Source organism: Pseudomonas sp. FBCC-B1565, assembly GCF_059133265.1.
On the sequence record NZ_CP101438.1, the window covers coordinates 434,213 to 460,237 of the forward strand.

A 26,025-nucleotide genomic window follows, 5' to 3' on the forward strand; every position below is an offset into this window, starting at 1 on the left:
TATCAGGCCTGGTAGGTGATACGTCCATCCACCAGGGTGTAACGCACCGTCGCCGGCAGGCTATGGCCGATGAACGGGCAGTTTTCACCCCTGGACAGCCAGTGTTCCCCGGCAACCGTGGAGCTGGCCGGATCAAACAGCACCAGATCCGCCGCCGAACCCACCGCCAACTTGCCCGCCGGCAGACGCAGGGCCTCGGCTGGGCCGCTGCTCAAGCGTGCCAACAATGTCGGCAAGTCCAGCAACCCATCCTCTACCAGCGTCATCGCCAGCGGCAGCAACAGTTCAACACTGCTGATACCCGGCTCTGTCGCGCCAAACGGTGCCAGCTTGGCATCCCGTTCATGGGGCTGGTGATGGCTGGAAATCGCCGAGACCACACCGGATTTCACCGCTGCGCGCAAACCGTCGCGGTCGGCCAGGGTGCGCAGGGGCGGCTGCACGTGGTACAGGCTGGAGAAGTCGATCAGCGCTTCGTCCGTCAGAATCAGTTGGTACAACGCCACATCCGCCGTCACCGGCAAGCCACGGGCCTGCGCCTGGGCGATCAAGGCCACGCCCCGCGCACTGGTCAACTGGCTGAAGTGCGCGCGCACGCCGCTTTGTTCCACCAGCAGCAGGTCACGGGCCAGGGCCACGGTCTCGGCGGTTTCCGGGATGCCCGGCAGGCCGAGGAAGCTGGCCACGGCGCCTTCATGGGCCAGGCCGCCTTCGGCAAGGTCACCGTCCTGGGAATGGAAGATCACCGTCAGGTCGAAAGTGGCCGCGTACTCCAGGGCACGTAACAGCGTGCGGGTGCTGCGAAAGCTTTCCAGACCGTTGCCGAAGGCCACGCAACCGGCGTCGCGCAGGGCGATCAGCTCGGCGAGTTGTTCGCCTTCCAGGCCCTTGCTCAGTGCGCCGATTGGGAACACTTTGCAGTTGCCGGCTTCACGGGCGCGGTCGAGGATCAGCTCAGTCACCGCCGAGGTGTCCAGCACCGGCTTGGTGTGCGGTGGGCAGCACAGGCTAGTCACGCCACCGGCGGCGGCGGCGCGGGTTTCGCTGGTGATGTTGCCCTTGCGGCTGTAACCCGGCTCGCGCAGTGCGACGTTCAGGTCGACCAGGCCAGGCGCGGCCACCAGGCCTTTGGCGTCGATGGTCTCGCTGGCGTTGAAGCCTGCGGGCGCGGCGCCAATGGCAATGATCTTGCCGGCTTCCAGATGCAGATCGGTAACTTGATCCAGGCCACTGGCCGGATCGATGACGCGGGCGCCGAGGATGCTGAGCTTCACTGGGCGTTCTCCTGCTCGAATTGACGTTGCGCGGTTTGCCCGCTCATGGCCATGGACAGCACGGCCATGCGTACGGCGATGCCGTAGGTCACCTGGTTGAGGATCACCGACTGCGGACCGTCGGCCACCGCCGACTCAATCTCCACGCCACGGTTGATCGGGCCAGGGTGCATCACGATGGCATCCGGCTTGGCGCCGGCCAGGCGTGCGGTGGTCAGGCCGAACAGGCGGAAGAACTCGCCTTCGCTCGGCAGCAGGCCACCGGTCATGCGCTCGCGTTGCAGGCGCAGCATGATCACCACGTCCACGTCCTTCAGGCCTGCAGCCATGTCGGTGTAGACCTTCACGCCGTACTGTTCGATACCGATGGGCAGCAAAGTTTTCGGCGCGATCACGCGGATATCCGGGCAACCCAGGGCTTTGAGGGCCAGCATGTTCGAGCGCGCGACCCGCGAGTGCAGGATGTCGCCGACGATCGCCACCGAGAGGTTTACAAAGCTGCCCTTGTGCCGACGGATGGTGAGCATGTCGAGCATGCCTTGGGTCGGGTGGGCGTGGCGGCCGTCACCGCCGTTGATGATCGCCACCTGCGGGCACACATGCTCGGCGATGAAGTGTGCAGCGCCGGAGTCGCCGTGGCGTACCACGAACATGTCGGCGGCCATGGCTTCCAGGTTGCGCAGGGTGTCGAGCAGGGTTTCGCCCTTGCTCGCCGACGAGGTGGACACGTTCAGCGTGATCACGTCGGCCGACAGCCGCTGGGCCGCCAGTTCGAAGGTGGTGCGGGTGCGGGTGGAGTTCTCGAAGAACACGTTGCAGATGGTCTTGCCGCGCAACAGCGGGACCTTCTTCACCGCCCGGCCACCGACTTCGAGAAACGAGTCGGCGGTGTCGAGGATTTCGGTGAGCAGTTCGCGGGGCAAACCGTCGAGGGACAAGAAGTGTTGCAACTGGCCCTGAGCATTGAGCTGCAGCGGGCGCTTGGCATCTAGAGGCGTCATCGCGGGGACTCTTTACAAGGCGGTTTAAAGGGCAAGGTCTTGCAGTTCGAGTGCGAGCGGCGTGGGACCGAGCAATTTTACCCGTTGATGGGCTTCAAGCGACAGGGTGGCGCCGACTACGTCCGGGCTGATCGGCAATTCGCCGGCGTCCAGGTCCAGCAGGCACACCAGGGTCACGCTGGCCGGGCGGCCGTAGTCGAACAGTTCGTTCATGGCGGCGCGGATGGTGCGGCCGCTCATCAATACGTCGTCGATCAGCACCAGGTGCTGGCCTTCGATCTCGAACGGCAGGGCCGACGGGCGCACTTGCGGGTGCAGGCCGTTCTGGCTGAAGTCGTCGCGGTAGAAGGACACGTCCAAGGTGCCCAGGGGCGACTCGCTGCCCAGTGCTTCCAGCAGCGCCTGGGCCACCCACACACCGCCGGTGCGAATGCCGATGAAGCGTGGCTCGCTGATGTTGCGGTGTTGCAGATGGGCCGTGAGGCTGGTGGCCATCTGGCTGATCAGTTCGGCGGGGTTCGGCAGGCTCATGGGGGCTCCTTCTAGGCCTCGCGCAGGCAAGGACCGGGCTCAAACGTAAAAAGACGCGGCAAGCCGCGTCAGTCAGGATTCAAATAAAGCGGTGTTTTCATCCAGCCAGCCCTGCAACAGCAGGGCGGCGGCGATGGCGTCTACCGGGTTGTCGCGGTAGCTGCCCTTTTGTCCGCCACGGTCACGGCGCTCGCCCTTGGCTTCAAAGGTGGTGAGGCGTTCGTCGTGGGTATAGAAGGGCAGGTTGTAGCGGCCATTGAGTCGGCGGGCGAATTTTTCGGCGCGCAGGCACATGTCGCTGGGGGTGCCGTCCATGTTCAGGGGTAGCCCGACCACGACCGCGTCGGGCTTCCACTCTTTTATGAGGGCCTCGACCTGGTTCCAGTCCGGCACGCCATTCTGGGCTTTCAAGGTACACAACTCGCGGGCCTGGCCGGTGATCACCTGGCCGACCGCTACGCCGATCTGTTTGGTGCCGTAGTCAAAGCCAAGGATCAGACGCAAAGCCATCAGGCGTGCCCCGCCTGGCTGGTCAGCAGGTTGAGGTTGATTCCTAGCGTCGCCGCCGCTGCGTCCAGGCGCAGTTCGCTGACGGTGTTGAACAGGATGTCGGCGTCGAACGGGCAGGTCAGCCAGGCATTGCTGGCCAGTTCTGCCTCCAGTTGGCCGGCTTCCCAGCCCGCGTAGCCGAGGGTGATCACGCTTTGATCAGGGCCCACGCCATCGGCGATGGCGAACAACACGTCCTGGGAAGTGGACAGCGATACGCCGTCAAGATCGACCGTGGCCTGGAACTTCGGCCCGGTGGGGTGCAGCACAAAGCCGCGATCGGTCTGCACCGGCCCACCAATATAGATCGGCACGCCCTGGCAACGGGCCGGCGGGTCGATCTCGGGGCGCAGTTGCTCAAGGATATCCGCCAAATTCAGCGCCTGCGGGCGGTTAACTACCAACCCCATCGCACCCTTGGCGGTGTGCTCGACGATGTAGGTCAAGGTTTGCGCAAAGTTCGGGTCGGCCATATGGGGCATGGCGATCAGGAAGTGGTGCTTGAGGTAGGTCGGGCTGACATTTTTCATGTCCGCTAGTGTGGCGGTGGAGGGGCGAACTGACAAGCTGGTGATGTGCCACAGGCGGCAATTGTCATCAATTGCTCGACAGCCGATCGCCCTTGGCAAACTTCCAGGTGCGAATGATTTCCAGGCGGTCGACGTCGTTCAAGTCGCCGCTGAACGGCGCAAAGGGCGCAGCCAGGCGAACGATGCGCTGGGCGGCCTGGTCCAGCAGTGGCTGGCCGGAGGACTCCAGCACTTGCACTTCATATAACGTGCCGTCGCGGTTGATTGACACCAATAGACGCAAATTCCCGTAAATCTGCTGGCGTCGGGCTTCCTCCGGGTAATTGAGGTTGCCGATACGCTCGACCTTCTTGCGCCATTCGTCCTTATACCAGGCGCCTTTGTCGCGCATGGTCGAGGCGGCATTCAGCCGGTAGATGCGCGGGCGCTTGGCGTACAGCTGCTGTTCATTGGCCAGTTCGGCTTCGAGGCTGGAGATTTCGTCGGACAGGGTCGAGCTGTCGAAAGTCGGCGCCGGTTTTACGGGCTCGGGCGTGGGTTCGGTCTTGGTTTTTTCGCGTTGGGCCGGGGCTTTCTGCGGTTTGGGGGCGATGGTGGTCACGGCTGGCTTGGGCGCTGCCTGCTTGATCTCCGGTTTGGGCGCCGGTGGCGGGGTGACTTTGTTGACCTTGTTGTCCTGGAACGGCGCCACTTCGGTGGTCTTGGGCACGGCTTTCTTGTCGAGGGTGCCGCTGCCCTGCTGGTTGTCCTGGGCGAGGAAGTCGGCCTTCTCGGGCTTCTTTTCGCTCTTGAACGTGGCGAGGGTGATTTCCAGGGTCTGGGTGATTTGCTTGGGCTCGACCATGGTGAAGCCCACGCCGAGGATCAGGGCCAAGTGAATCAACGCGGCCAGGAACAGGGTAAATCCGAGCCGATCAGCCGGGCGCACGCCGCTGTGGGAGAGTTCGGGGGGTAGCTCGGACGGGAGTGTCATGACAAAAAAACCAACATCGCGCGTTTCACAGGTGGGGCATGATAGCGCAATGTTGGTGCGTGTCCGGCTGTTCTATATCACTTGGCTTGCAGCTTGCGCTCAATGGCGGCCATCAACATTTCGCCGATGTTCGTGCCAAATGCGTTGTCGATCTCGCGAATGCAGGTGGGGCTGGTGACGTTGATTTCGGTGAGGTTCTCGCCGATCACATCCAGTCCCACGAACAGCAGGCCTTTTTCGCGCAGGGTCGGGCCAACCTGGGCGGCAATCCAACGGTCCTTGTCCGACAGAGGGCGGGCTTCACCCCGACCACCGGCTGCCAGGTTGCCACGGGTCTCGCCGGCGGCCGGGATGCGCGCCAGGCAGTAATCCACCGGCTCGCCGTCAATCATCAGGATGCGCTTGTCGCCGTCCTTGATCGCAGGCAGGTAGGCCTGGCCCATGATCTGTTGGGTGCCCAGGGCGGTCAGGGTTTCCAGGATCACCGACAGGTTCGGGTCGCCTGCGCGGTGACGGAAGATCGAGGTGCCGCCCATGCCGTCCAGCGGCTTGAGGATCACATCGCCATGTTTGGCGGCGAATTCACGCAGCACGTCGGCGCGGCGGCTGACCACGGTCGGCGGCGTGCACTGTGGGAACAGGGTGGCAAACAGCTTTTCGTTGCAGTCGCGCAGGCTCTGCGGCTTGTTGACGATCAGCACGCCGGCGCGCTCGGCCTGCTCCAGCAGGTAGGTGGAGTAGACGAATTCCATGTCGAACGGCGGGTCCTTGCGCATCAGGATCACGTCCAGATCGCGCAGCGGGCTGTCGATTTCGTCTTGCAGTTCGAACCACTTTTCCGGGTTGGCAAACACCTGCAGCGGGCGCATGCGTGCACGGGCCTCGCCGTCGCCCTGGTAAAGATCGCGCTGCTCCATATAGAACAGGGTCCAGCCGCGGGCCTGGGCGGCCAGGAGCATGGCCAGCGAGCTGTCCTTTTTATAGGAAATGCTGGCGATAGGGTCCATGACAATGCCGACGCGAACGCTCATGGGGGATTTCCTCTAGCAAATAAGGGCGCATAAAAGTGGCGTCAGAGTGGCGCTGCGGCTGTTGTGGGTCAAGGAAAAACCACCTGGCCGGTTGCTCGATAGATTGCGCCCGGAGACTGTGCTAAAAAGACTGCCACGGCGCAGCAGCCCTTGAATTCCGAGGCTTGTGGCGCTCATCCTGTGCAACATCAGGCAGTACACACCGAAAACCGATTCGCTGTGGCGATGGCAGAGCAGATATGGAACAGCATTCCAACGCCTTGAGAGTGATGGTGATCGACGATTCGAAGACGATCCGCCGCACCGCCGAGACCTTGTTGAAGAACACGGGGTGCGATGTCATCACGGCCATCGACGGTTTCGACGCCCTGGCCCGGATCGTGGATCATCACCCGCACATTATTTTTGTCGACATCATGATGCCGCGCCTGGATGGCTATCAGACCTGCGCGCTGGTGAAGAACAACCCGGCGTTCAAGTCGATCCCGGTGATCATGCTGTCGTCCAAGGACGGCTTGTTCGACAAGGCCAAGGGGCGCATCGTGGGTGTCGATCAGTTTTTGACCAAGCCTTTCAGCAAGGAAGAACTGCTGGGCGCGATCAAGGCCTACGTGCCGGGGTTCGCCGTAGTAGAACAAGCACACTGACGCCGCCTCACAAGGGCCGGCGTCCACCTATGTAGTGGGGAAAACCATGGCACGTGTTCTGATCGTCGACGATTCGCCGACCGAAATGTACAAACTGACCGGCATGCTGGAAAAGCATGGCCACCAGGTCCTCAAGGCCGAAAACGGTGCGGATGGCGTGGCCCTGGCCCGCCAGGAAAAGCCTGACGCCGTGCTGATGGATATCGTGATGCCGGGCCTCAATGGCTTCCAGGCCACCCGACAGCTGTCCAAGGAGCCGGAAACCAACGGCATCCCGATCATCATCATCACCACCAAGGACCAGGAAACCGACAAGATCTGGGGCGCTCGCCAGGGCGCCAAGGACTACCTGACCAAACCGGTGGATGAAGAAACCCTGATCGCCACCCTGAACAAGGTGCTGGCCGGCTGACGGTTCGCCATCATGACCGAGTCGCAAACCGCCTTTGAGCTGCTGCTGGACATCGACCGCCGCTGTCGCCTGTTGGCCGCCGACCTGCCGTCCCAGGAAACCCGCCTGCAACGCTGGAGCGGGATCGGCTTTCGCCTGGGGCAGCACTGGTATGTGGCGCCCATGGGTGAAGTCGCCGAAGTCCTGCATGAACCGCGCTGCACGCTGATGCCCGGGGTCAAGGCCTGGGTCAAGGGTGTGGCTAACCTGCGTGGGCGCTTGTTGCCGGTGATGGACCTGGGCGGGTTCCTCGGCCTTGAGTTGTCCAAGGCGCGCAAACAGCGGCGCGTATTGGTGGTGGAATTCAACGATTTGTTTGTCGGGCTGCTGGTGGACGAGGTGGTGGGGATGCAGCATTTCGCACAAGACGCACTGCTGGCGAGTGCCGCTCCCGGTGCGCCGTATATCCAGGGGCGTTTCGAGGGCAACCCGCAGTGGCAGGTCTTCAGCCCCTTCGCCCTGGCCCAGGCCCCTGGCTTCATGGATGTTGCCGCATGACCACCGTTACCCCGCCAAAACCCCAGGCCGCGTCACGCAGCCGCTCCCAGATCATCGTGCTGTTCATTGCACTGATCGTGTTCATCATGTTGCTGTTCGCCAACTTCGCGTACCTCAACACCCAGTCCACCTATGACAAGCAGTACATCGGCCACGCCGGTGAGCTGCGCGTGCTGTCCCAGCGCATCGCCAAGAACGCCACCGAAGCCGCTGCCGGCAAGGCCGCCGCGTTCAATCTGCTGGGGGATGCGCGCAACGACTTCGCCCAGCGCTGGGGCTACCTGAAAAAAGGTGACCCGGAAACCGGCCTGCCGGCCGCGCCCAGTGCGGTACGTGCTGAAATGCGTGCGGTGCAGACCGACTGGGAAGCGCTGCTGAAAAACACCGACGCGATCCTCGCCAGCGAACAGACCGTGCTGTCCTTGCACCAGGTCGCGGCGACGCTGGCGGAAACCGTTCCGCAGTTGCAGGTGGAGTCGGAAAAGGTCGTCGACATCCTCCTGCAGCGCGGCGCCCCAGCCAGCCAGGTCGCCCTGGCCCAGCGCCAGTCGTTGCTGGCCGAGCGTATCCTGGGGGCGGTGAACACCGTACTGGCCGGCGACGAAACCGCCGTGCAGGCCGCCGACGCCTTCGGCCGCGATGCCAACCGCTTCGGCCAGGTGCTCAACGGCATGCTCCAGGGCAACCCCGGCCTGCGCATTACCCAGGTCGAAGACCGCGATGCCCGCGCGCGGCTGGCGGAAATCGCCGAGCTGTTCGAGTTTGTCTCAGGCTCCGTGGATGAAATCCTCGAAACCTCGCCGCAACTGTTCCAGGTACGTGCCTCGGCGAGCAATATCTTCAACCTGTCGCAAACCCTGCTCGATGAAGCTTCGCACCTGGCCACCGGTTTCGAAAACCTGGCCGGCGGGCGCAGCTTCGACACCATCGGCGGCTATGTGCTGGGCCTGCTGGCGCTGACCTCGATCATCCTGATCGGCCTGGTGATGGTGCGCGAGACCAACCGCCAACTGCATGAAACCGCCGAGAAGAACGAGCGCAATCAGAACGCGATCATGCGCCTGCTGGATGAAATCGAAGACCTGGCCGACGGCGACCTCACCGTGACCGCCTCGGTGACCGAAGACTTCACCGGCACCATCGCCGACTCCATCAACTATTCCGTCGACCAGTTGCGCGACCTGGTCGCCACCATCAACCTCACCGCCGGGCAAGTCGCTGGTGCAGTGCAGGACACCCAGGCCACTGCCATGCACTTGGCCCAGGCGTCTGAGCACCAGGCCCAGCAGATTGCCGAGGCCTCAACGGCGATCAACCAGATGGCCCAGTCCATCGACCAGGTATCGGCCAACGCCGCCGAATCCTCGGCGGTGGCGGAGCGCTCGGTGGAAATTGCCAACAAGGGCAACGAGGTGGTGCACAACACCATCCACGGCATGGACAACATTCGCGAACAGATCCAGGACACCGCTAAGCGCATCAAACGCCTGGGCGAGTCGTCCCAGGAGATTGGCGACATCGTCAGCCTGATCGACGACATTGCCGACCAGACCAACATCCTCGCCCTCAACGCGGCGATCCAGGCGAGCATGGCCGGGGATGCCGGGCGCGGCTTTGCGGTGGTGGCCGATGAAGTGCAGCGCCTGGCCGAGCGCTCGTCGGCGGCGACCCGGCAGATTGAAACCCTGGTGCGGGCGATCCAGGCCGACACCAACGAAGCGGTGATTTCCATGGAGCAGACCACCACCGAAGTGGTGCGCGGCGCACGGTTGGCCCAGGATGCCGGGGTGGCGCTGGAAGAGATCGAAGGCGTGTCGAAAACCCTCGCAGCGTTGATCCAGAGCATCTCCAACGCGGCGCAGCAGCAGACGAGTTCGGCGGGGCAGATCTCCCTGACCATGAACGTGATCCAGCAGATCACCACCCAGACCTCGTCGGGCTCCACGGCGACCGCCGAAAGCATCGGCAATTTGGCGAAGATGGCCAGCCAGTTGCGACGGTCGGTGTCGGGGTTCACCCTCCCGCCCGCAAAGCAGGTTGATGATTGAAATGCAGTGTCAATGTGGGAGGGGGCTTGCCCCCGATAGCAGTGGGTCAGTCACCCAATCTTTGACTGATGCACCGCCATCGGGGGCAAGCCCCCTCCCACATTTGATCTCTATCTGTCTTGATATCTCGCACCACCAGCAACCCATGAATTCCAAGCGGAGCAGTTATGGTTGATCGGCACGACTACGTGGCCCTCGAATGGGTCAAGGGCGACATTGCCGAAACCCTGAAACAGGCCCGTTCGGCGCTCGATGCGTACGTCGAAACCTCCGACGGCGATGCGATCGGCGAGTGCCTGGCGTGTGTCCATCAAGTGCATGGCGCCCTGCAAATGGTCGAGTTCTATGGCGCGGCCCTGCTCGCCGAAGAAATCGAAGCACTGGCCCTGGCTCTGCAAGCGGGCCATGTGAGCCAGCGCGACGAAAGCATCCGCCTGCTGCAACAGGCCCTCAACCAATTGCCGTTGTATCTGGACCGTGTGCACAGCGCCCGGCGTGACCTGCCGCTGGTGGTGTTGCCATTGCTCAACGACCTACGCAGCGCGCGCGGTGAAAGCCTGCTGTCGGAGACCAGCCTGTTCAGTCCGCAACTGTTGACGATCGCCCCGTTGCCCGACGAAGCCCTGGCCCAACGCGCCGTACCCGACCTGAAAGAGCAACTGCGCCAGTGGCACCAACTGCTGCAACAGGCCTTGGCCGGGTTGCTGCGCGAAGACCACGGCCCCAGCAACCTGGAAGACATGGCGCGGGTGTTCGCGCGCCTCGAAGCCTTGTGCCAGGGCGCGCCGTTGTTGCCGCTGTGGCAAGTCACCTCGGCGCTGGTCGAAGGTATGCTCACCGGTGTGATCGCCAACAGCCCGGCGCTACGCAGCCTGCTCAAGGCCAGTGATAAACAGCTCAAGCGCCTGCTGGCCCAAGGCATCGGCGGGATCAACCAGCCGGCGCCGGATGAACTGCTCAAGAGCCTGTTGTTTTACGTCGCCAAGGTCACTCGGCCGACGCCGCGCATGCAAAGCTTGAAGGAACGCTACGGCCTGGATGAAGCCCTGCCCGACAGCGCGGTGGTCGACGCCGAGCGCGCACGCCTGGCCGGGCCGGACCGCAATGCGATGGGGTCGGTACTCGGTGCCTTGTGCGAAGAACTGGTACGGGTCAAGGAGCGCCTCGACTTGTTCGTGCGCAGCGACCGTCAACACACCAGCGACCTGGATGCACTGCTCGCACCGCTGCGGCAGATCGCCGACACCCTGGCGGTGCTGGGCTTCGGCCAGCCGCGCAAAGTCATCATCGACCAACTCGCCGTGGTGCTGAGCCTGGCTCAGGGCCAACGCGAGCCCAACGACGCGGTGCTGATGGACGTCGCCGGCGCCTTGCTCTACGTCGAAGCCACGCTGGCCGGCATGGTTGGCACCGTCGAGCCGGAGAGCCGCGAAGAAAGCCGCCTGCCCACCACCGACCTGACCCAGATTCACCAATTGGTGATTCGCGAGTCCTGCCAGTGCCTCAAGCAAGCCAAGGAACTGGTGATCGACTGCATCGAAGCCGATTGGGACCGTCAGCGCCTGGAGTCCCTGCCCGAGCTGCTGAGCCAGGTGCGCGGTGCCCTGGCGATGATCCCGTTGCCTCGCGCAGCGAGCCTGATGCGCGGGTGCACGGATTACGTCGACGAACAGTTGATGGGCAGCGACGCGCCACCGTCCGAGATGCAATTGGCGCATTTCGCCGACGTGATCAGCAGCCTGGAGTACTACCTCGAACGCATGCTCCAGGACCCCGATGCTGCAGGTGAGCGCGTGCTGGAGCTGGCCACCCAAAGCTTGGCGGCGCTGGGTTACCTGCCTGCCGAGAAACCCTGGCGCCAGGCGTTGGTTGCACCGGATGGCGCACTGCCGGCCGAACTCGCGCCGAGCCAATCCCAATTCGACGCCCTGGCCAGTCCGACGTCGCGCCTCAACCCGCCGGCCCTGCAACGTCCCGGCAGCCTGCTGCCGCCGCCCGACGACGAGGAGCCCATCGACGACGAACTGCGCGAAGTCTTCCTCGAAGAGACCGACGAAGTCCTCGAGGTGCTGCACCGTTACCTGCCCAACTGCGCGGACAAAACCGCCCAGGGTGAAATGCGCCGTGCTTTCCACACCCTCAAGGGCAGCGGCCGGATGGTGCGCGCCCTGGTCTTGGCCGAGCTGGCCTGGGCCATGGAAAACCTGCTCAACCGTGTGCTGGAGCGCAGCGTGGTGCTCGGCCCCGAGGTGCAGCAGGTGCTGGATGAAGCGGTGGCCCTGCTGCCGGAATTGATTGCTGACTTTGCCATCGACGACCAGCGCCAACGCGATGAAGTCGACACCCTGGCCGCCCGCGCACACGCCTTGGCCAGTGGCACATCTGTGCCGGCCGCCGAGCCCCATGACCCGATGTTGCTGGAGATCTTCCGCAACGAAGCCCAGAGCCACCTGGACAGCCTCAACCACTTCCTGCAACAGGCCGCCGAGCATGTGCCGCTGCAAGTCAGCGATGAACTGCAACGTGCCCTGCACACCCTCAAGGGCAGCGCCTACATGGCCGGCGTGCTGCCCATCGCCGAACTGGCACGCCCGCTGGACCACCTGACCCGCGAATACAAGGCCCACCGCCTGCCGCTGGACCTGGATGAAGTGGAATTGCTGCTGGAAGCCGAAGGCCTGTTCCAGCGTGGGCTGCGCGACCTGGACAGTGATCCCTTGGCGCCGATCAACGGTGCAGAGGACCTGATCAAGCGCACGCAAAGCCTGCTGGACCAGCAGCTTGAAGCGCTGCTCGACGTGCGTATCAAGCGCGACCCGCAGCTGATCGCCAACTTCCTGGCCCAAGGCATGGACATCCTGCTCGACGCCGAGAGCCTGCTGCGCCGCTGGCAGCAGCACCCCGGCGAGCGCCAGGAGCTGACGGCACTGCTGGATGAGCTGACCACCCTGGGCGAAGGCGCGCACGTCGCGGATCTGCACGCCATCGACGAACTCTGCGAAGCCTTGCTGGATTTGTACGGGGCGGTAGAAGAAAGCAGCCTGGCGGTGAGCGAGCGGTTTTTCCACGAGGCTGAACAGGCCCATGAAGCGCTGATCAGCATGCTCGACCAACTGGCCGCCGGCCAGGAAATCAGCCCGGCGCCGGCGCGGGTCGAGGCCTTGCGCGAACTGCTGGATGAAGCCCTCGACCCGTCCGCCACCGGCTTGATCAAAAGTGACGGCAGCCGAGTGCTGAGCATTGCCGAACTGGGCGCCGCTACCCAGCAGTTGGATCACGAAATCACGATGGACGACGAGATCGTCGAGATCTTTCTCGAAGAAGCCGTGGACATCCTCGACAGCGCTGGCCAGTCGCTCAAGCGCTGGCTGCTAGAGCCCGACAGTGCTGCGCCGTTGTCGTCATTGCAGCGCGATCTGCACACCCTTAAAGGGGGGGCGCGCATGGCCGAAATCGGCCCGATTGGCGACCTGGCCCATGAGTTGGAATGCCTGTACGAAGGGTTGGTGGACCGTCGCTACAGTTACTCCGCCGAATTGTCCCAGGTGTTGATGGCCAGCCATGAGCGCCTCGCCTTGCAGCTTGAAGAGCTGCAGCATCACCAACCCTTGAGCGACAACGCAGAGCTGATCGCCAAGGTGCGGGCGCTGCGCCAAGGCAACGCGCCTGCCGCACCGGCCGCTGCGCCAGCGGCGTCGGGCGCCGACCCTGAACTGCTGGATATCTTCCTCGAAGAGGCGGCCGACATTCTCGACAGTTCCAGTGCGGCGCTGTCGCGCTGGCAGGCCGAGCCCGGCAATCGCCAGGAGGTGGAGACCCTGCTGCGTGACCTGCATACGCTCAAGGGCGGCGCGCGCATGGTCGAGATTGCGCCCATTGGCGACCTGGCCCACGAACTGGAATTTCTCTACGAAGGCCTGTCTGCCGGCCTGCTCGCGCCGTCGCCTGAGCTGTTTGCGTTGCTGCAAGGTTGCCACGACCGTCTGGCACAGATGATCGACGCCGTGGCGGACGGCTTGCCGGTCGGCTCGGTGGACAAGCTCATCGAGCGCATCAAAAGCCTGGTACACCCCAGCCAGGAGCCGGTGACGCCGGTGGCGTTGCCTGCGGGCAAGGCGGAGGCCGTCGTGGACCCGACTGCCGACATGGTGAAGATCTCCGCCGAGCTGCTGGATGATCTGGTCAACCTGGCCGGAGAAACCTCGATCTTCCGTGGCCGCATCGAGCAGCAGGTCAACGACGCACGCATCGCTCTTACGGAAGTGGAAACCACCCTCGAACGCATGCGTGACCAACTGCGGCGTCTCGACACCGAAACCCAGGGCCGTATCCTCAGCCGCCAGCAGGCCGAGGCCGAGCGCCTGGGCTACGAAGAGTTCGACCCGCTGGAGATGGACCGCCATTCGCAGTTGCAGCAACTGTCCCGCGCATTGTCCGAATCCGCTTCCGACCTGCTCGACCTCAAGGACACCCTGGAGCGCCGCAACGAGGACGCCCACGGCCTGCTGCAGCAACAGGCGCGCATCAATACCGAGTTGCAGGAAGGCCTGATGCGTACGCGCATGGTGCCGTTCGAACGCATGCTGCCACGCCTCAAGCGTATCGTGCGCCAGGTGGCGGGCGAGCTGGGCAAGGACGTGGAATTCATCGTCGGCAATGCCGAAGGCGAGATGGACCGCAACGTGCTGGAGCGCATGGCGGCGCCGTTGGAACACATGCTGCGCAATGCCGTTGACCACGGCCTGGAGTCCCGCGATGCACGGCTGCTGGCTGGCAAACCGGAGAAAGGCCGCATCACCCTGGACCTGACCCACGAAGGCGGCGATATCGTCTTCGACATGCGCGACGACGGCGCCGGCGTGCCGTTGGAAGCCGTGCGGCGTAAGGCGATCAAGCGTGGCCTGCTGGCCCCGAATCAGGAGATCAGCGACCGTGACGTGTTGCAGTTCATCCTGCAGCCGGGCTTCTCCACTGCTGAAAAGATCACGCAGATTTCCGGGCGCGGCGTGGGCATGGACGTGGTGCATGAAGAAGTGCGCCAGCTCGGTGGCTCGATGGTCATTGATTCGACCCCGGGCGAGGGTGTGCATTTCCGCATTCGCTTGCCGTTCACCGTGTCGGTCAACCGGGCGCTGATGGTGCAGTGCGCGGACGACCAATACGCGATCCCGCTCAATACCATCGAAGGCCTGGTGCGGGTACTGCCCCATGAGCTGGCCGGGCATTACCAGCAAGATCCGCCGTGTTATGAATACGCCGGCCAGCGTTACGAGCTGTTCTACCTGGGCGACCTGCTGCACAGCGTCAGCCGCCCGAAACTGCTGGGGCAGTATCAACCGGTGCCGGTACTGCTGGTGCAGTGCAATGAGCGGCATGTGGCCATCCATGTGGACGCCATGGCCGGTACGCGGGAGATTGTGGTCAAGGGCCTGGGGCCGCAGTTTGCCGGTGTGCAGGGGCTGTCCGGCGCGACGATCCTGGGCGATGGTCGTGTGGTGTTGATCATCGACTTGCTGGCGCATATCCGTGCGCGGCAGCCGGCATTGCCGGCTCAGTCGGTGGATTCGCCACTGATCCTCAACGACCCGCTGAAAAAACGCCCGTTGCTGGTGCTGGTGGTGGACGACTCGGTCACCGTGCGCAAAGTCACCAGCCGCCTGCTGGAGCGCAACGGCATGAACGTGCTCACCGCCAAAGACGGCATCGACGCGCTGGCGGTGCTTGAAGAACACACCCCGGACCTGATGCTGCTCGACATCGAAATGCCGCGCATGGACGGCTTCGAAGTGGCGACCCAGGTGCGCAACGACCCCCGGCTGATGCGTCTGCCGATCATCATGATCACCTCGCGCACCGGCCAGAAACACCGCGACCGCGCCATGGCCATTGGCGTCAACGACTACCTGGGCAAGCCGTACCAGGAATCGGTGCTGCTCGAAAGCATCGCCTACTGGAGCAAGTCCCATGCTTGACCACCGCACCAGCCAACTCACCGGCCTGCTGCTGCCCCTGGCCGACCGCCACCTGGTGCTGCCCAATGTCGCCATCGCCGAGTTGATCGACTTCCAGCGCGGCGAACCGGCCAGCGATGCTCCGCCGTGGTACCTGCGGCAAGTGACCTGGCGCGACCGGCAAATCCCGCTGATCAGCTTTGAAGCGGTGTGCGGCGAAGCGAGCGTGACCGGCGAACGCTCGCGCATCGTGGTGTTGAATGCATTGGGCGGGCGGCCGACGTTGAAGTTTATTGCGCTGGTGATCCAGGGCATTCCCCGGTCTTACAAGCTCGACAGTGAGTTGAGTTATGTGGACGTGCCGCTGTGCACGCTGGAACTGGCGGCGGTGCAGGTGGGCGAGCATGTGGCGAAGGTGCCGGATTTGCTCGGCCTGGAGGCACTGCTGGTAGAGTCCGGCCTGGCCTGATCCAGCGCCTTATGAAGACCCCTCCCACAATCCGTAGACGTCAATCAATCCGCGCAAACCGCTCAATCACCGGCTGCTCCCGATGCTCGGCCTGCCACAAGTCGTAGGCGCTTTGCATCGACAGCCATAACTGCCCAGTGCTCACACCTGCCCGCTCAAGCCGCACCGCCAAGTCAGGACTGACAGGCGCACGCCCATGCAAAATCCTCGAAAATGTCTCACGGGCGAATCCCAGGCGCCGGGCCATTTCGGTGATGGTGATGTTCAGGGCAGGGATTACATCTTCAAGCAGGATTTCACCTGGGTGAGGGGGGTTGTGCATGCCCATATCGATACCTCTACTCAGTGGTAATCAAGATAATCAACCAGTTCGACTTGGTCGTCGAACATCCGAAAAATGATGCGCCAGTTACCACTAATGCTGACAGACCAATAGTCGATCAGGTCGCCATTCAACCGATGGAAACGCCAACCAGGCAAGTTCAGTGCATCTGGACGTTCGGCTTTGTCCAGAATGAACAGAACGCGGCGTAAGCGCTTTGCATGATTTGCGTTGATTCCACTGGTCGAGCCTGTCTCATAGAAGACCCTGAGACCTTTGTGTTTCCAGCTGACGATCATGGCACGATTGTGATGTGATACATCACGCTCTGCAATGGCCTTGCATCGGTTTTAACGGTCGGCTTCATGATGTCTGTCCGCGGAACGATTCGGAGCGGAAAGGCTAGAGACACAGGTTCCGAGCAACAACCTGAAAGCGCTGTCAGAACATTCTTTGTTGCTTGTCGGGACGACAATCGTAGGTAGGGCTCGGACTGATAGCGTGTCTGAAATTTCTGTAAGTCTCACCTTCGTATTTTTACTGATGTTTGAGTGCTAGTTTTTATCGCTCAACCCCATCAGCAAGGATTCGCAAATGGCCGTCCCTCCCATACCTTCGGGCGTTTCGCTGCAAGACAATATCGCCTTGGCCAACAACCGCAGGATGCATTTGAAGCCTGGTTCGGCCTTCGCCTATTCGTGGTTTTACTCGCAGGTCAGAGGGCGTGGCCCTTGGGATTACAAACAGAAAAGTCGCGAGTATGAGGCGTTCGGTAACTTCAACTACGGCGTCACCGGCACTGTGCTGGGTATTCCGGAGAGTGTGCTGTTGAGAGCGGCTGGTGCGGCGCAAAAGGCAGCAGGGACTTCTCGGGCGGAGTTCGGAGACTGGTGGGGCGATGCGCCGTATGGCGATGATCACAGCGACCAGCATTGGATCAAGGAGGGTATCGAATATGCCAGAGCTCAAGGGTATTAATTGGCCGGTCCAGGGCTTGTTCAACGGGCTGCTGGTGGTGTGTCTCGGGTACTTGGGTGTTGGTTGGTTGATGAGCCCAGGTCCACCGGAATTGGATGAGGTTGTGCTCAAGTATTCTCTGAATAACGGGAGCTCCATTTACGGTGCGCGAAACAATCAGGGTGGCGCTACGGTGGGCTTTTCCTACCTGTACTACGTCCACAAGGATCTGGGGAATGATCGGGAAATACTCACGACATTGGTGTCGGCACACCCTTTTCTGAAAACCAAAGAGCCGGATGTTCAAGTTACCCGGCAGGGGGGCCTTATCCGCCTCACTGTTCGAGGTGAGGTTTATGAGTACCGTAGTTACCCGCTCGAAGGTTTAGGGGCTGTGAGACTAGACATGAGGTTATAGGTCGGCAGGCTCTCGGATTTTTCCTGCAAGATTTTGGGCTGTGCATGAACTTGTCGCATGCCGTCAGCGCGCCTAGTCTTCGCCCCGTCATCGCAAAAAACGGTGACACGGACGTGCAAGTCCGGTTACATGTCGGCGCACAAACGCCCATAGCCATTCAACGGGCGTTTTTTATGCCTGCTGTACTCGTTATGGCGGCTGTGCGTGGGAGATCCCTCGGGGTCTGCCGGGGTCCGATATGCCCGGTCTTGCACACCTGCGCACAGCTGCCACCTTAATTCGCGTGCAAGCGGAAGAGGGCAGTCTCCATCACATATCGGAGTTGTAGATCATGATCAAACCTACCCCCAATCCGCCCCTCTTCACCGTAAACCCTCACCAAGACACCGAAACCCTGCTGGTCAACGCCAGCGAAACCCTGTCCTCCCTCAACGCACTCACTTGCAACCTCGCCTTCGACCTGGACACCTCCCAGCGCGCAATCATGCTCGGCATCCAGCAGATGGCGGAGCTGGGGCAGTTGCTGGTTGACCGTGCCTTGGAACAGATTTCCCCTTCTCCAGTCGCTTAAAACTTGATCGCTCCCAAAAAGGGACCTATCGTTCCCTTTTTGGGACTCTTTGGCCGCTGCCATGCACACCTTGCCGCTCAGCACTGCGCTCTTCACTGTCACCCAGCAAAAAGTGCTGGGCCTGCTTTTCGGCAAGCCCGACCAAAGCTTCTTCACCAATGAAATTGCACGCTGGGCCCAAGTGGGCAAAGGCAGTCTCACCCGTGAGCTTGAACGGTTGCAGTTGGCGGGCATCTTGAACATGACGCGCCAGGGCAACCAGACCCATTACCAAGCCAATCCCCAATGCCCTATCTACTCGGAATTGTTAGCTATCGTGCGCAAGACCCTGAGTCTGGACGAGCCCTTGCGCGATGCACTGGCACCTTTCGCCGAGCAGATAACCTGGGCCTTTGTCTACGGTTCCATCGCCAAGGGCGAGGCGCACTCATCCAGTGACATAGATCTCATGTTGATCGGCGAAAGCCTCAACTACAGTGAAGTCATGGAGCAGCTCATGCCACTGGAAGAGCAACTGGGGCGCACCATCAACCCGACGCTTTACACCCCTGAAGACTGGATCGGCAAATGGAATGTCGGGAACAGTTTTGTGCAGCGGGTCGTGCAGCAGGACAAGATCAATCTGATTGGGGGCAACCCCCTGGAATCCACGGATGGACAGCAAGGCAAACCTGGAGAATCTGCAACGTAGCGGCGGTTTGAAGGCTGAGCCGCCGGATCGCAAAGAGTGTGATGGGCTGATGCGTTCAGCCAGGGATCGGCTGAGGGATGCCGGCAAGGTGCAGGTGAGGTTGTTGGCGCTGTGTCATGAGCGTCGGAACCTGGCGGAGTACGAAGGGTATATGGATGAGGACGAGCCGCTCTTAGCCCAGTTGATTGACAGCACGACCACGTTGCGGGGAAACGTGGAGGGCCTGTTGGCTGGCTATCAGTGGGCATGACTCGATCAAAAATGTAGGAGAGGCGTCCTGGTGAATTGTGACGGGTTGCGGATCACTTGTTCCTTTCCCCTCGTAAAGATCCCCACCCCACTGCCGATAGCCAAGGGAGTTTTTCGACAGAAGTATCGACGCAATGTGGCTTTTGGATGGGTTTGCCTGGCTGTACGACCTCAACCGTTTTACCGGCACGCTTCTGATGTGGTTTGGCGTGCTGGTGCTCACGGCAGCGGTGACCATGAACGTGCAGTCCAATCGTGGGAAGCTGTGGGGGTTCATGATTACCACCGCAGGCGCGGTGTTTATCCTGGTGTACCTGGAAAGCCTCAAGCTGATCGGTGCCGATAAGGCAATCAGGGGCGTCGTGAGCAACTTTGTGGTCATGACCCTGGGCGGTCTTGGCTCGGGTCTGCTGGCGGTGGCGATATCCAAAGGACCTACCCCGGAAGAAGACAAACAGGCCCGAGGGTTTATCCGTGATCGTCTGCTGGATGCGCTTGAATACGCCTTCGTGTACGTCGCGATTTGCGCGTTCACCGTGTTCGCGGTGTGCTTGCCACTCAACCTGCTGGGCTGGCCGCCCGTCGACGAGCATGACTTGCTGAGCCTGCTGGTGGTGTGCCTGGGGGCACTGCTGGGTTACGCCATAGCCTCCCGTCCCAGTCGCTTGAGAAACTGGGAGCAACTGGGCGGCTGCGCGCTGGTGGTGCTGCTCTTGCTGCTGTTGCCGGTTTACGCACAGGCGCTATCAGGCCTGTGGGAGTGGAGTTGGGCGGCTGTGTTGGGGCTGCACGGTTTTGCCGCCTTGGCGTTGTTCAGGACCGTATGGTTCCACCACACCGAATGGCACCGCACCTGAACGCCCGTGTTTATTGATGCATCATTAACCCAGGCGTAACAGTCCAGCGCCCAGCTTGATTGATGGCCCCCTCAATCACTCCTAAGGTAAGCCCCACGACAGCAAACCCGTGGAGCGACCATGACAACAACAATAACCCCCGACTCACGCTGGACGCGGCGGCGCGACGAGAAGCAGCGGCGGCTCGGGCTGGTCAAACAGTACGCAGACGGTGCGGTGCTGCCCAGCGACAGGATCGTCGAGGCGCTTGAGGCGTTGATCCTCCCCGGCGACCGCGTGGTGCTGGAAGGCAACAACCAGAAACAGGCCGATTTCCTCTCGCGCTCCCTGGCCAAGGCCGACCCGGCCAAGCTCCACGATTTGCACATGATCATGCCCAGTGTCGGCCGCTCCGAGCACCTGGACCTGTTTGAAAAAGGCATCGCCCGCAAGCTCGATTTCTCCTTTGCCGGCACCCAATCCCTGCGCATCAGCCAGTTGCTCGAAGACGGCCTGCTGGAAATCGGCGCGATCCACACCTACATCGAACTCTATGCGCGGCTGGTGGTGGACCTGATCCCCAACGTAGTGCTCTCCGCCGGTTTCATGGCCGACCGCGCCGGCAACATCTACACCGGTACCAGCACCGAAGACACCCCGGCGCTGATCGAGCCCGCCGCGTTCAGCGACGGCATTGTGATCGTGCAGGTCAACCAGTTGGTGGATGACGTTACCGACTTGCCCCGCGTCGACATCCCCGCCAGTTGGGTGGACTTCGTGGTAGTGGCCGACAAGCCGTTCTACATCGAGCCGCTGTTCACCCGCGACCCGCGCCACATCAAGCCGGTGCATGTGTTGATGGCGATGATGGCGATCCGTGGCATCTACGAAAAACACAATGTGCAGTCGCTGAACCACGGCATTGGATTCAACACCGCCGCCATCGAGTTGATCCTGCCGACCTACGGCGAATCCCTCGGCCTCAAGGGCAAGATCTGCCGCAACTGGACGCTCAACCCGCACCCCACGCTGATCCCTGCGATTGAAAGCGGCTGGGTGGAAAGCGTGCATTGCTTCGGCACCGAACTGGGCATGGAAAACTACATCGCCGCCCGCCCGGATGTGTTCTTTACCGGCCGCGACGGCTCGATGCGTTCCAATCGCATGTTCTGCCAGCTCGCCGGCCAATACGCGGTGGACTTGTTTATCGGCGCCACCCTGCAGGTCGACGGCGACGGCCATTCCTCCACCGTGACCCGTGGCCGCCTTGCCGGGTTTGGTGGCGCGCCGAACATGGGCCATGACCCGCGCGGTCGCCGTCATGGTACGCCGGCGTGGCTGGACATGCGTCACGACGATGCGCCTGAAGCCTTGTTGGAACGCGGTAAAAAACTCGTGGTGCAAATGGTCGAGACCTTCCAGGAAGGCGGCAAACCCACTTTCGTCGACACCCTCGACGCCGTGGAAGTCGCACGCAAAAGCGGCATGCCCCTGGCGCCGATCATGATCTACGGCGATGACGTCACCCACCTGCTCACCGAAGAAGGTATCGCCTACCTGTACAAGGCGCGCTCCCTAGAAGAGCGCCAGGCGATGATCGCCGCCGTCGCAGGCGTCACCGCCATCGGCATGCGCCACAACCCCAAGGACACTGCACGCATGCGCCGCGAAGGCTTGATCGCCTTACCTGAAGACCTGGGGATTCGCCGCACCGACGCCACTCGTGAACTGTTGGCCGCCAAGAGCGTGGCTGACCTGGTGGACTGGTCCGGTGGTCTGTACAACCCGCCCGCCAAATTCAGGAGCTGGTAAATGCGCGCCCTCAAACTGCATGAACTCAGCCTTGCGGATCAACTGGCCGACATGGCCGTCGATGCGCTGATCGATGAAGCCGACCTGTCGCCCAAGCCCGCCCTGGTGGACCGGCGCGGCAACGGCGCCCACAGCGATTTACACCTGGGCCTGATGCACGCCTCGGCGCTGTCGCTATGGCCGATGTTCAAGGAAATGGCCGAGGCGGCGATTGAGATCGGTGAAATCGGCTTGCCCCTGCGCGAAGCCCTCGGGCGCATTGGCCGTGAAGGTGAGCAAGCGATGCTCATCACCACCAACGGGGTGAACACCCATCGTGGCGCGATCTGGGCCCTCGGTTTGCTCACCGCCGCCGCCGCGCTGGAACCACGCGCCGTGACGCTGACCGCCGCCCAACTGGCCCTGCTCAACGACCGCTTCGCTCCGCAACCCCTGAGCCATGGCGCCCAGGTTGCCCAGCGCTACGGCGCACGCGGGGCTCGTGAAGAAGCGCAGCTCGGCTTCCCCTCGGTGGTACAACGAGGCCTGCCGCAACTGCGCAAAAGCCGCCTGCAGCATGCCGGCGAACAGAATGCGCGCCTGGATGCCTTGCTCGCGATCATGACCGAGCTGGCTGACACTTGCGTGCTTTACCGCGCCGGCACCGAGGGCCTTCAAGCCATGCAGCACGGTGCCCAAGCGGTGCTCGACGCTGGCGGCAGCGCAACCCTGGCCGGTCGTCGCCAACTGCATGAGCTGGACCAGCAACTGCTGGCCCTGAATGCCTCCCCCGGCGGCGCCGCCGACCTGTTGGCCGCCTGCCTGTTTATCGACCGCCTCGACGGAGCGTTGTGATGGAAACCTTATCCTTTGAATTCCCCGCCGGGCAGCCACCGAAAGGCTGTGCACTGGTGGGTTGCGTCGGCTCGGGCGACCTGGAAGTGCTGCTGGAGCCGGGCACGCCGGGCACCCTGACCATCCAGGTGCAGACCTCGGTGAACGGTGCCGAGCAACGCTGGCAGCATCTGTTCGAGCGGATGTTCCAGGAGCAGACCCCGCCGGCGTTGAAGATTGATATCCACGATTTTGGCGCCACCCCCGGCGTGGTGCGCTTGCGCCTGGAGCAGGGTTTCGAGGAGGTCGGCCATGACTGACTTACTCGCCAAACACAGCTTCGTGGAACTGGGCGCTCGGCAGCGTGCCAAGGCTTTGCTGGACGCCGGCTCCTACCGCGAATTGATCGACCCGTTCCAGCGCGTGATGTCGCCGTGGCTGAGCCGCCAGGGCGTGGTGCCCCAGGCCGATGACGGGGTGGTGATCGCCAAGGGTAGCATTGGCGGAAAACCGGTGGTGATTGCCGCCATCGAGGGCAACTTCCAGGGCGGTAGCCTTGGCGAGGTGGGCGGCGCGAAAATCGCCGGCGCTCTGGAGCTGGCGGCCGAAGACAATCGCAAGGGCATTCCAACCCGCGCTGTGTTGCTGCTGGAAACCGGCGGCGTGCGCTTGCAGGAAGCCAACCTGGGCCTGGCGGCCATCGCGGATATCCATGCGGCAATTGTCGACCTGCGCCAGTACCAGCCGGTGATCGGCGTGGTGGCGGGCAGTGTCGGTTGCTTTGGCGGCATGTCCATCGCCGCGGGGTTGTGCAGTTACCTTGTCGTCACCCGCGAAGCCCGCCTTGGCTTGAATGGCCCGCAAGTGATCGAACAGGAAGCGGGGCTTGAAGAGTACGACTCCCGCGACCGGCCCTTCATCTGGAGCCTCACCGGCGGCGAGCAGCGCTTCAACAGCGGCTTGGCCGACCGTTATGTAGCGGACGATGTGGCCGAGATTCAACAGACCGTCAGCGCATTGCTGCAACAGGGCCTGCCCACCCAGCAACGCAGCCGCCAATCCGAATACTACCTGGCGCGCCTGGACGAACTGGATGCAACGCCGCAGATCGACCCGGCGACGGTACGCGCGCTGTTTCAAGGAGAACGCTCATGAGAGGTTTGCAGTGGTTCAACGCATTGAGCGCCGGTGCAACGCCCGTTGAGGGTTTGCCGAACTCCCTGAAAGTGGCCGACGGCCTGCTGGGCGAGCAAGCCGTACGCATTATCGCCGTGGTCACCGACGCGCAAAACCGTTTCCCCCGCGCACGCAATGGCGAAGTCGGTTTGCTCGAAGGTTGGGGTTTGGCGAAGGCTGTCGATGAAGCCATCGCCCGAGGCGACAAATGCCCGATCATTGCCATTGTCGACGTGCCCAGCCAGGCCTATGGCCGGCGCGAAGAAGCCCTCGGCATCCACCAGGCGCTGGCTGCCGCCGCCGACAGCTATGCCCGTGCCCGATTGGCCGGGCACCCGGTGATCGCGCTGCTGGTGGGCAAAGCCATGTCCGGCGCGTTCCTCGCCCATGGCTACCAGGCCAATCGCCTGATCGCCCTGCGCGACCCCGGTGTGATGGTGCACGCCATGGGCAAGGCCTCGGCGGCGCGGGTGACCCTGCGCAGCGTCGAAGAGCTGGAAGCCCTGGCCGCCAGCGTGCCGCCGATGGCCTATGACATCGACAGCTATGCGAGCCTCGGCCTGTTGTGGGAGACCTTGACGGTCAGCCAGATCGAACAGCCCACGGCGCAAGATGTGGCGCGGGTCAACGAGTGCCTGGTGAGTGCGATCAAGGATGTCGGCACGCCGGATTTGAGCAGCCGCCTGGGCGCGTCCAACCGCGCCGCTTCCAGCCATGTGCGCCAACTGCTGCGGGAGCAATGGTGAACGCCCACGACCTGCTCTGGGGCATGACCCCGGCGCACCTGCCCGCTGACGCACCGGCGTGGGCGAAGGATGCAGTTGGCACGGTGGTCGTGCGCCGCGCCATCGTCGCGCCGGGGCGGGTCGCCGTGGGCGTGCGCGGGCGTTTGCGCGAGCAGCGGTTTGCCGCGTTGATGCCGATGGCAGCCGTGCAGCGGCGGGTCGCGCCGGAGGCGTTGCGCGATGTGGTTTCGACAAGGGATCTACCGGCATTGCAAGCCCTTGATCAACTGCGGCCGGTGCTGGCGCCATTGAGTTGGGGCGTCACGGGTAGCGCTGGTTTTGAGTTGGCAACGGGCATTGAAGCACTGCATGCCCAGAGCGACCTGGACCTGATTCTGCGCACACCCGATCCGCTGGATCGCAGCGATGCACGCGACTTGTTGGCCACCTTGGACAACGCCGCGTGCGCTGTGGATATGCAACTGCAAACGCCTTTCGGTGCCGTCGCCTTGCGCGAATGGGCCGGTCCATCACGGCGGGTGCTGTTGAAAACCGCCAACGGTGCGCATTTGGTCCTTGATCCCTGGCAGGCCGTGGCATGAGCAGCCTTCTGGTGTTCCCAGGGCAGGGCGCCCAACGCTCGGGCATGCTCCAGGCGTTGCCGGCCGATGTGTTGGAACAAGCCAGCGATGCCTTGGGTGAAGACGTGCGCACCTTGGATTCTGCTGAGGCCCTGGCCAATACCCGCGCTGTACAACTTTGCCTGCTGATCGCCGGCGTGGCCCACGCCCGCCTGCTGCAACACACGCCGGACTACGTCGCAGGCCTGTCCATTGGTGCCTACGCGGCGGCGGTGATTGCCGGCGCGATGGACTTCAACGAGGCAATCAAGCTGGTCAGCCTGCGCGGTGAGCTGATGCAAAACGCTTATCCACAGGGCTACGGCATGACCGCGATCATCGGCCCCGAGTTATCCACCGTCGAAAACCTCCTGGCCGAAGTGCACAGCCCTGAAACCCCGGTGTATCTGGCCAATATCAATGCCGATAACCAGACTGTGATTGCCGGCAGCGACCAGGCCATGAAACGCGTCGCCGACCGCATCAAAGGCAACGGCATCGCCAAACGCCTCGCCGTCAGCGTGCCATCCCATTGCGCATTGTTGGACCAACCGGCCCAGGCCCTGGCCCAAGCCTTCGGTACGCTCAAGGCGCCGCGCATCACCTACCTGAGCAGCACCCGCGCACGGCCGATTCACAACCCCGAGCAATTGCGCGACGACCTGGCCTTCAACATGTGCCGCGTCGTCGACTGGCGCGGCACCGTGCAAAGCGCCTACGAGCGCGGCGTGCGCCTGCAGATCGAACTGCCACCGGGCGCAGTGCTCACCGGCCTGTCACGGCGGGTGTTTGAGCAAGGCACGGTGATCGCCTGTGAAGGCGCACGCCTGGACACCCTGCAGGCCTTGCTGCAAGAGGAGGACCGCCGCCACCGATAAAGCA

At 62.7% G+C, this 26,025-nt stretch carries 27 protein-coding genes; 18 read left to right on the forward strand and 9 right to left on the reverse strand.

Translation table 11 applies throughout. The annotated features are described in order from the left end of the window. Nucleotides 1-2: 2 nt before the first annotated feature. The 7 genes from NL123_RS01980 to gshB all read right to left on the reverse strand — a co-directional run bounded on the left by NL123_RS01980 (nt 3) and on the right by gshB (nt 5,889). Nucleotides 3-1,274: a dihydroorotase gene (locus NL123_RS01980; protein WP_494357124.1), complete on the reverse strand. Its 1,272-nt coding sequence runs from the start codon at nt 1,272-1,274 to the stop codon at nt 3-5. Continuing rightward, on the reverse strand, nt 1,271-2,275 hold the full coding sequence (locus NL123_RS01985) for an aspartate carbamoyltransferase catalytic subunit (protein ID WP_248485071.1): 1,005 nt from the start codon (nt 2,273-2,275) through the stop codon (nt 1,271-1,273). Before NL123_RS01985 ends, NL123_RS01980 begins: the two co-directional genes overlap by 4 nt. Nucleotides 2,276-2,299: 24 nt before the next feature. Then, a complete protein-coding gene (gene pyrR, locus NL123_RS01990) occupies nt 2,300-2,806 on the reverse strand; it encodes a bifunctional pyr operon transcriptional regulator/uracil phosphoribosyltransferase PyrR (protein WP_248485069.1) in 507 nt (168 codons plus the stop codon). A gap of 72 nt (nt 2,807-2,878) precedes the next feature. Then, entirely contained in the window at nt 2,879-3,316 is a 438-nt protein-coding gene (ruvX, locus tag NL123_RS01995; protein ID WP_003195067.1) for a Holliday junction resolvase RuvX, read from the reverse strand. After that, nucleotides 3,316-3,885 carry a YqgE/AlgH family protein gene (locus NL123_RS02000; protein WP_494357125.1) on the reverse strand — a complete coding sequence of 190 codons (570 nt, stop codon included), beginning with the start codon at nt 3,883-3,885 and terminating at the stop codon, nt 3,316-3,318. Before NL123_RS02000 ends, ruvX begins: the two co-directional genes overlap by 1 nt. A 67-nt stretch (nt 3,886-3,952) precedes the next feature. Further along, nucleotides 3,953-4,858: an energy transducer TonB gene (locus NL123_RS02005; protein WP_248485066.1), complete on the reverse strand. Its 906-nt coding sequence runs from the start codon at nt 4,856-4,858 to the stop codon at nt 3,953-3,955. Between the two features lie 77 nt (nt 4,859-4,935). Beyond that, nucleotides 4,936-5,889: a glutathione synthase gene (gene gshB / locus NL123_RS02010; protein WP_248485064.1), complete on the reverse strand. Its 954-nt coding sequence runs from the start codon at nt 5,887-5,889 to the stop codon at nt 4,936-4,938. A gap of 239 nt (nt 5,890-6,128) precedes the next feature. Here gshB and pilG point away from each other — a divergent pair, with 239 nt between their 5' ends. From pilG to NL123_RS02040, 6 genes are all read left to right on the forward strand, one after another. Then, nucleotides 6,129-6,536, forward strand: coding sequence for a twitching motility response regulator PilG (gene pilG / locus NL123_RS02015; RefSeq protein ID WP_071490365.1), 408 nt, complete (start codon nt 6,129-6,131; stop codon nt 6,534-6,536). A 46-nt stretch (nt 6,537-6,582) separates the two neighbouring features. After that, the gene (gene pilH / locus NL123_RS02020; protein WP_014720320.1) at nt 6,583-6,948 is read left to right on the forward strand and encodes a twitching motility response regulator PilH; all 366 of its coding nucleotides are present in this window, start codon (nt 6,583-6,585) and stop codon (nt 6,946-6,948) included. A gap of 12 nt (nt 6,949-6,960) precedes the next feature. After that, nucleotides 6,961-7,485, forward strand: coding sequence for a chemotaxis protein CheW (locus NL123_RS02025; protein ID WP_494357126.1), 525 nt, complete (start codon nt 6,961-6,963; stop codon nt 7,483-7,485). After that, nucleotides 7,482-9,533: a methyl-accepting chemotaxis protein gene (locus tag NL123_RS02030; protein WP_494357127.1), complete on the forward strand. Its 2,052-nt coding sequence runs from the start codon at nt 7,482-7,484 to the stop codon at nt 9,531-9,533. The genes NL123_RS02025 and NL123_RS02030 overlap by 4 nt, the downstream gene beginning before the upstream one ends. A gap of 167 nt (nt 9,534-9,700) precedes the next feature. Next, nucleotides 9,701-15,505 carry an Hpt domain-containing protein gene (locus NL123_RS02035; protein ID WP_248485059.1) on the forward strand — a complete coding sequence of 1,935 codons (5,805 nt, stop codon included), beginning with the start codon at nt 9,701-9,703 and terminating at the stop codon, nt 15,503-15,505. After that, nucleotides 15,498-15,953, forward strand: a complete 456-nt coding sequence (locus tag NL123_RS02040) for a chemotaxis protein CheW (protein WP_248485058.1) — start codon at nt 15,498-15,500, stop codon at nt 15,951-15,953. Before NL123_RS02035 ends, NL123_RS02040 begins: the two co-directional genes overlap by 8 nt. A gap of 40 nt (nt 15,954-15,993) precedes the next feature. Here NL123_RS02040 and NL123_RS02045 read toward each other — a convergent pair whose 3' ends face one another. Together NL123_RS02045 and NL123_RS02050 are read right to left on the reverse strand one after the other, a co-directional pair. Next, the gene (locus tag NL123_RS02045; RefSeq protein ID WP_025857702.1) at nt 15,994-16,281 is read right to left on the reverse strand and encodes a HigA family addiction module antitoxin; all 288 of its coding nucleotides are present in this window, start codon (nt 16,279-16,281) and stop codon (nt 15,994-15,996) included. A gap of 14 nt (nt 16,282-16,295) precedes the next feature. Beyond that, entirely contained in the window at nt 16,296-16,574 is a 279-nt protein-coding gene (locus NL123_RS02050) for a type II toxin-antitoxin system RelE/ParE family toxin (RefSeq protein ID WP_248485057.1), read from the reverse strand. 295 nt (nt 16,575-16,869) lie between these two features. Here NL123_RS02050 and NL123_RS02055 point away from each other — a divergent pair, with 295 nt between their 5' ends. The 12 genes from NL123_RS02055 to mdcH all read left to right on the forward strand — a co-directional run bounded on the left by NL123_RS02055 (nt 16,870) and on the right by mdcH (nt 26,021). Continuing rightward, entirely contained in the window at nt 16,870-17,253 is a 384-nt protein-coding gene (locus tag NL123_RS02055; protein WP_248485056.1) for a polymorphic toxin type 44 domain-containing protein, read from the forward strand. A 728-nt stretch (nt 17,254-17,981) separates the two neighbouring features. After that, nucleotides 17,982-18,221, forward strand: coding sequence for a DUF6124 family protein (locus tag NL123_RS02060; RefSeq protein WP_248485055.1), 240 nt, complete (start codon nt 17,982-17,984; stop codon nt 18,219-18,221). Between the two features lie 61 nt (nt 18,222-18,282). Beyond that, nucleotides 18,283-18,912 (forward strand): nucleotidyltransferase domain-containing protein, encoded by a 630-nt coding sequence (locus tag NL123_RS02065; protein ID WP_248485054.1) that lies wholly within the window; start codon nt 18,283-18,285, stop codon nt 18,910-18,912. Next, a complete protein-coding gene (locus tag NL123_RS02070; protein WP_248485053.1) occupies nt 18,875-19,162 on the forward strand; it encodes a hypothetical protein in 288 nt (95 codons plus the stop codon). The genes NL123_RS02065 and NL123_RS02070 overlap by 38 nt, the downstream gene beginning before the upstream one ends. 133 nt (nt 19,163-19,295) lie before the next feature. Next, complete coding sequence (locus tag NL123_RS02075) at nt 19,296-20,018, forward strand: hypothetical protein (protein ID WP_248485052.1); 723 nt, start codon at nt 19,296-19,298, stop codon at nt 20,016-20,018. A gap of 120 nt (nt 20,019-20,138) precedes the next feature. After that, nucleotides 20,139-21,809 carry a malonate decarboxylase subunit alpha gene (mdcA, locus tag NL123_RS02080; RefSeq protein ID WP_494357128.1) on the forward strand — a complete coding sequence of 557 codons (1,671 nt, stop codon included), beginning with the start codon at nt 20,139-20,141 and terminating at the stop codon, nt 21,807-21,809. Next, nucleotides 21,810-22,643, forward strand: coding sequence for a triphosphoribosyl-dephospho-CoA synthase (locus NL123_RS02085; RefSeq protein ID WP_248485051.1), 834 nt, complete (start codon nt 21,810-21,812; stop codon nt 22,641-22,643). Further along, nucleotides 22,643-22,942 (forward strand): malonate decarboxylase subunit delta, encoded by a 300-nt coding sequence (locus tag NL123_RS02090; protein WP_494357129.1) that lies wholly within the window; start codon nt 22,643-22,645, stop codon nt 22,940-22,942. Before NL123_RS02085 ends, NL123_RS02090 begins: the two co-directional genes overlap by 1 nt. Beyond that, entirely contained in the window at nt 22,935-23,777 is an 843-nt protein-coding gene (locus tag NL123_RS02095; RefSeq protein WP_494357130.1) for a biotin-independent malonate decarboxylase subunit beta, read from the forward strand. Before NL123_RS02090 ends, NL123_RS02095 begins: the two co-directional genes overlap by 8 nt. Beyond that, nucleotides 23,774-24,544: a biotin-independent malonate decarboxylase subunit gamma gene (gene mdcE, locus NL123_RS02100; protein WP_494357131.1), complete on the forward strand. Its 771-nt coding sequence runs from the start codon at nt 23,774-23,776 to the stop codon at nt 24,542-24,544. Before NL123_RS02095 ends, mdcE begins: the two co-directional genes overlap by 4 nt. Continuing rightward, nucleotides 24,538-25,125 carry a malonate decarboxylase holo-ACP synthase gene (locus tag NL123_RS02105; RefSeq protein ID WP_248485048.1) on the forward strand — a complete coding sequence of 196 codons (588 nt, stop codon included), beginning with the start codon at nt 24,538-24,540 and terminating at the stop codon, nt 25,123-25,125. The genes mdcE and NL123_RS02105 overlap by 7 nt, the downstream gene beginning before the upstream one ends. Then, on the forward strand, nt 25,122-26,021 hold the full coding sequence (gene mdcH / locus NL123_RS02110) for a malonate decarboxylase subunit epsilon (protein WP_494357132.1): 900 nt from the start codon (nt 25,122-25,124) through the stop codon (nt 26,019-26,021). The genes NL123_RS02105 and mdcH overlap by 4 nt, the downstream gene beginning before the upstream one ends. Nucleotides 26,022-26,025: the final 4 nt, after the last annotated feature.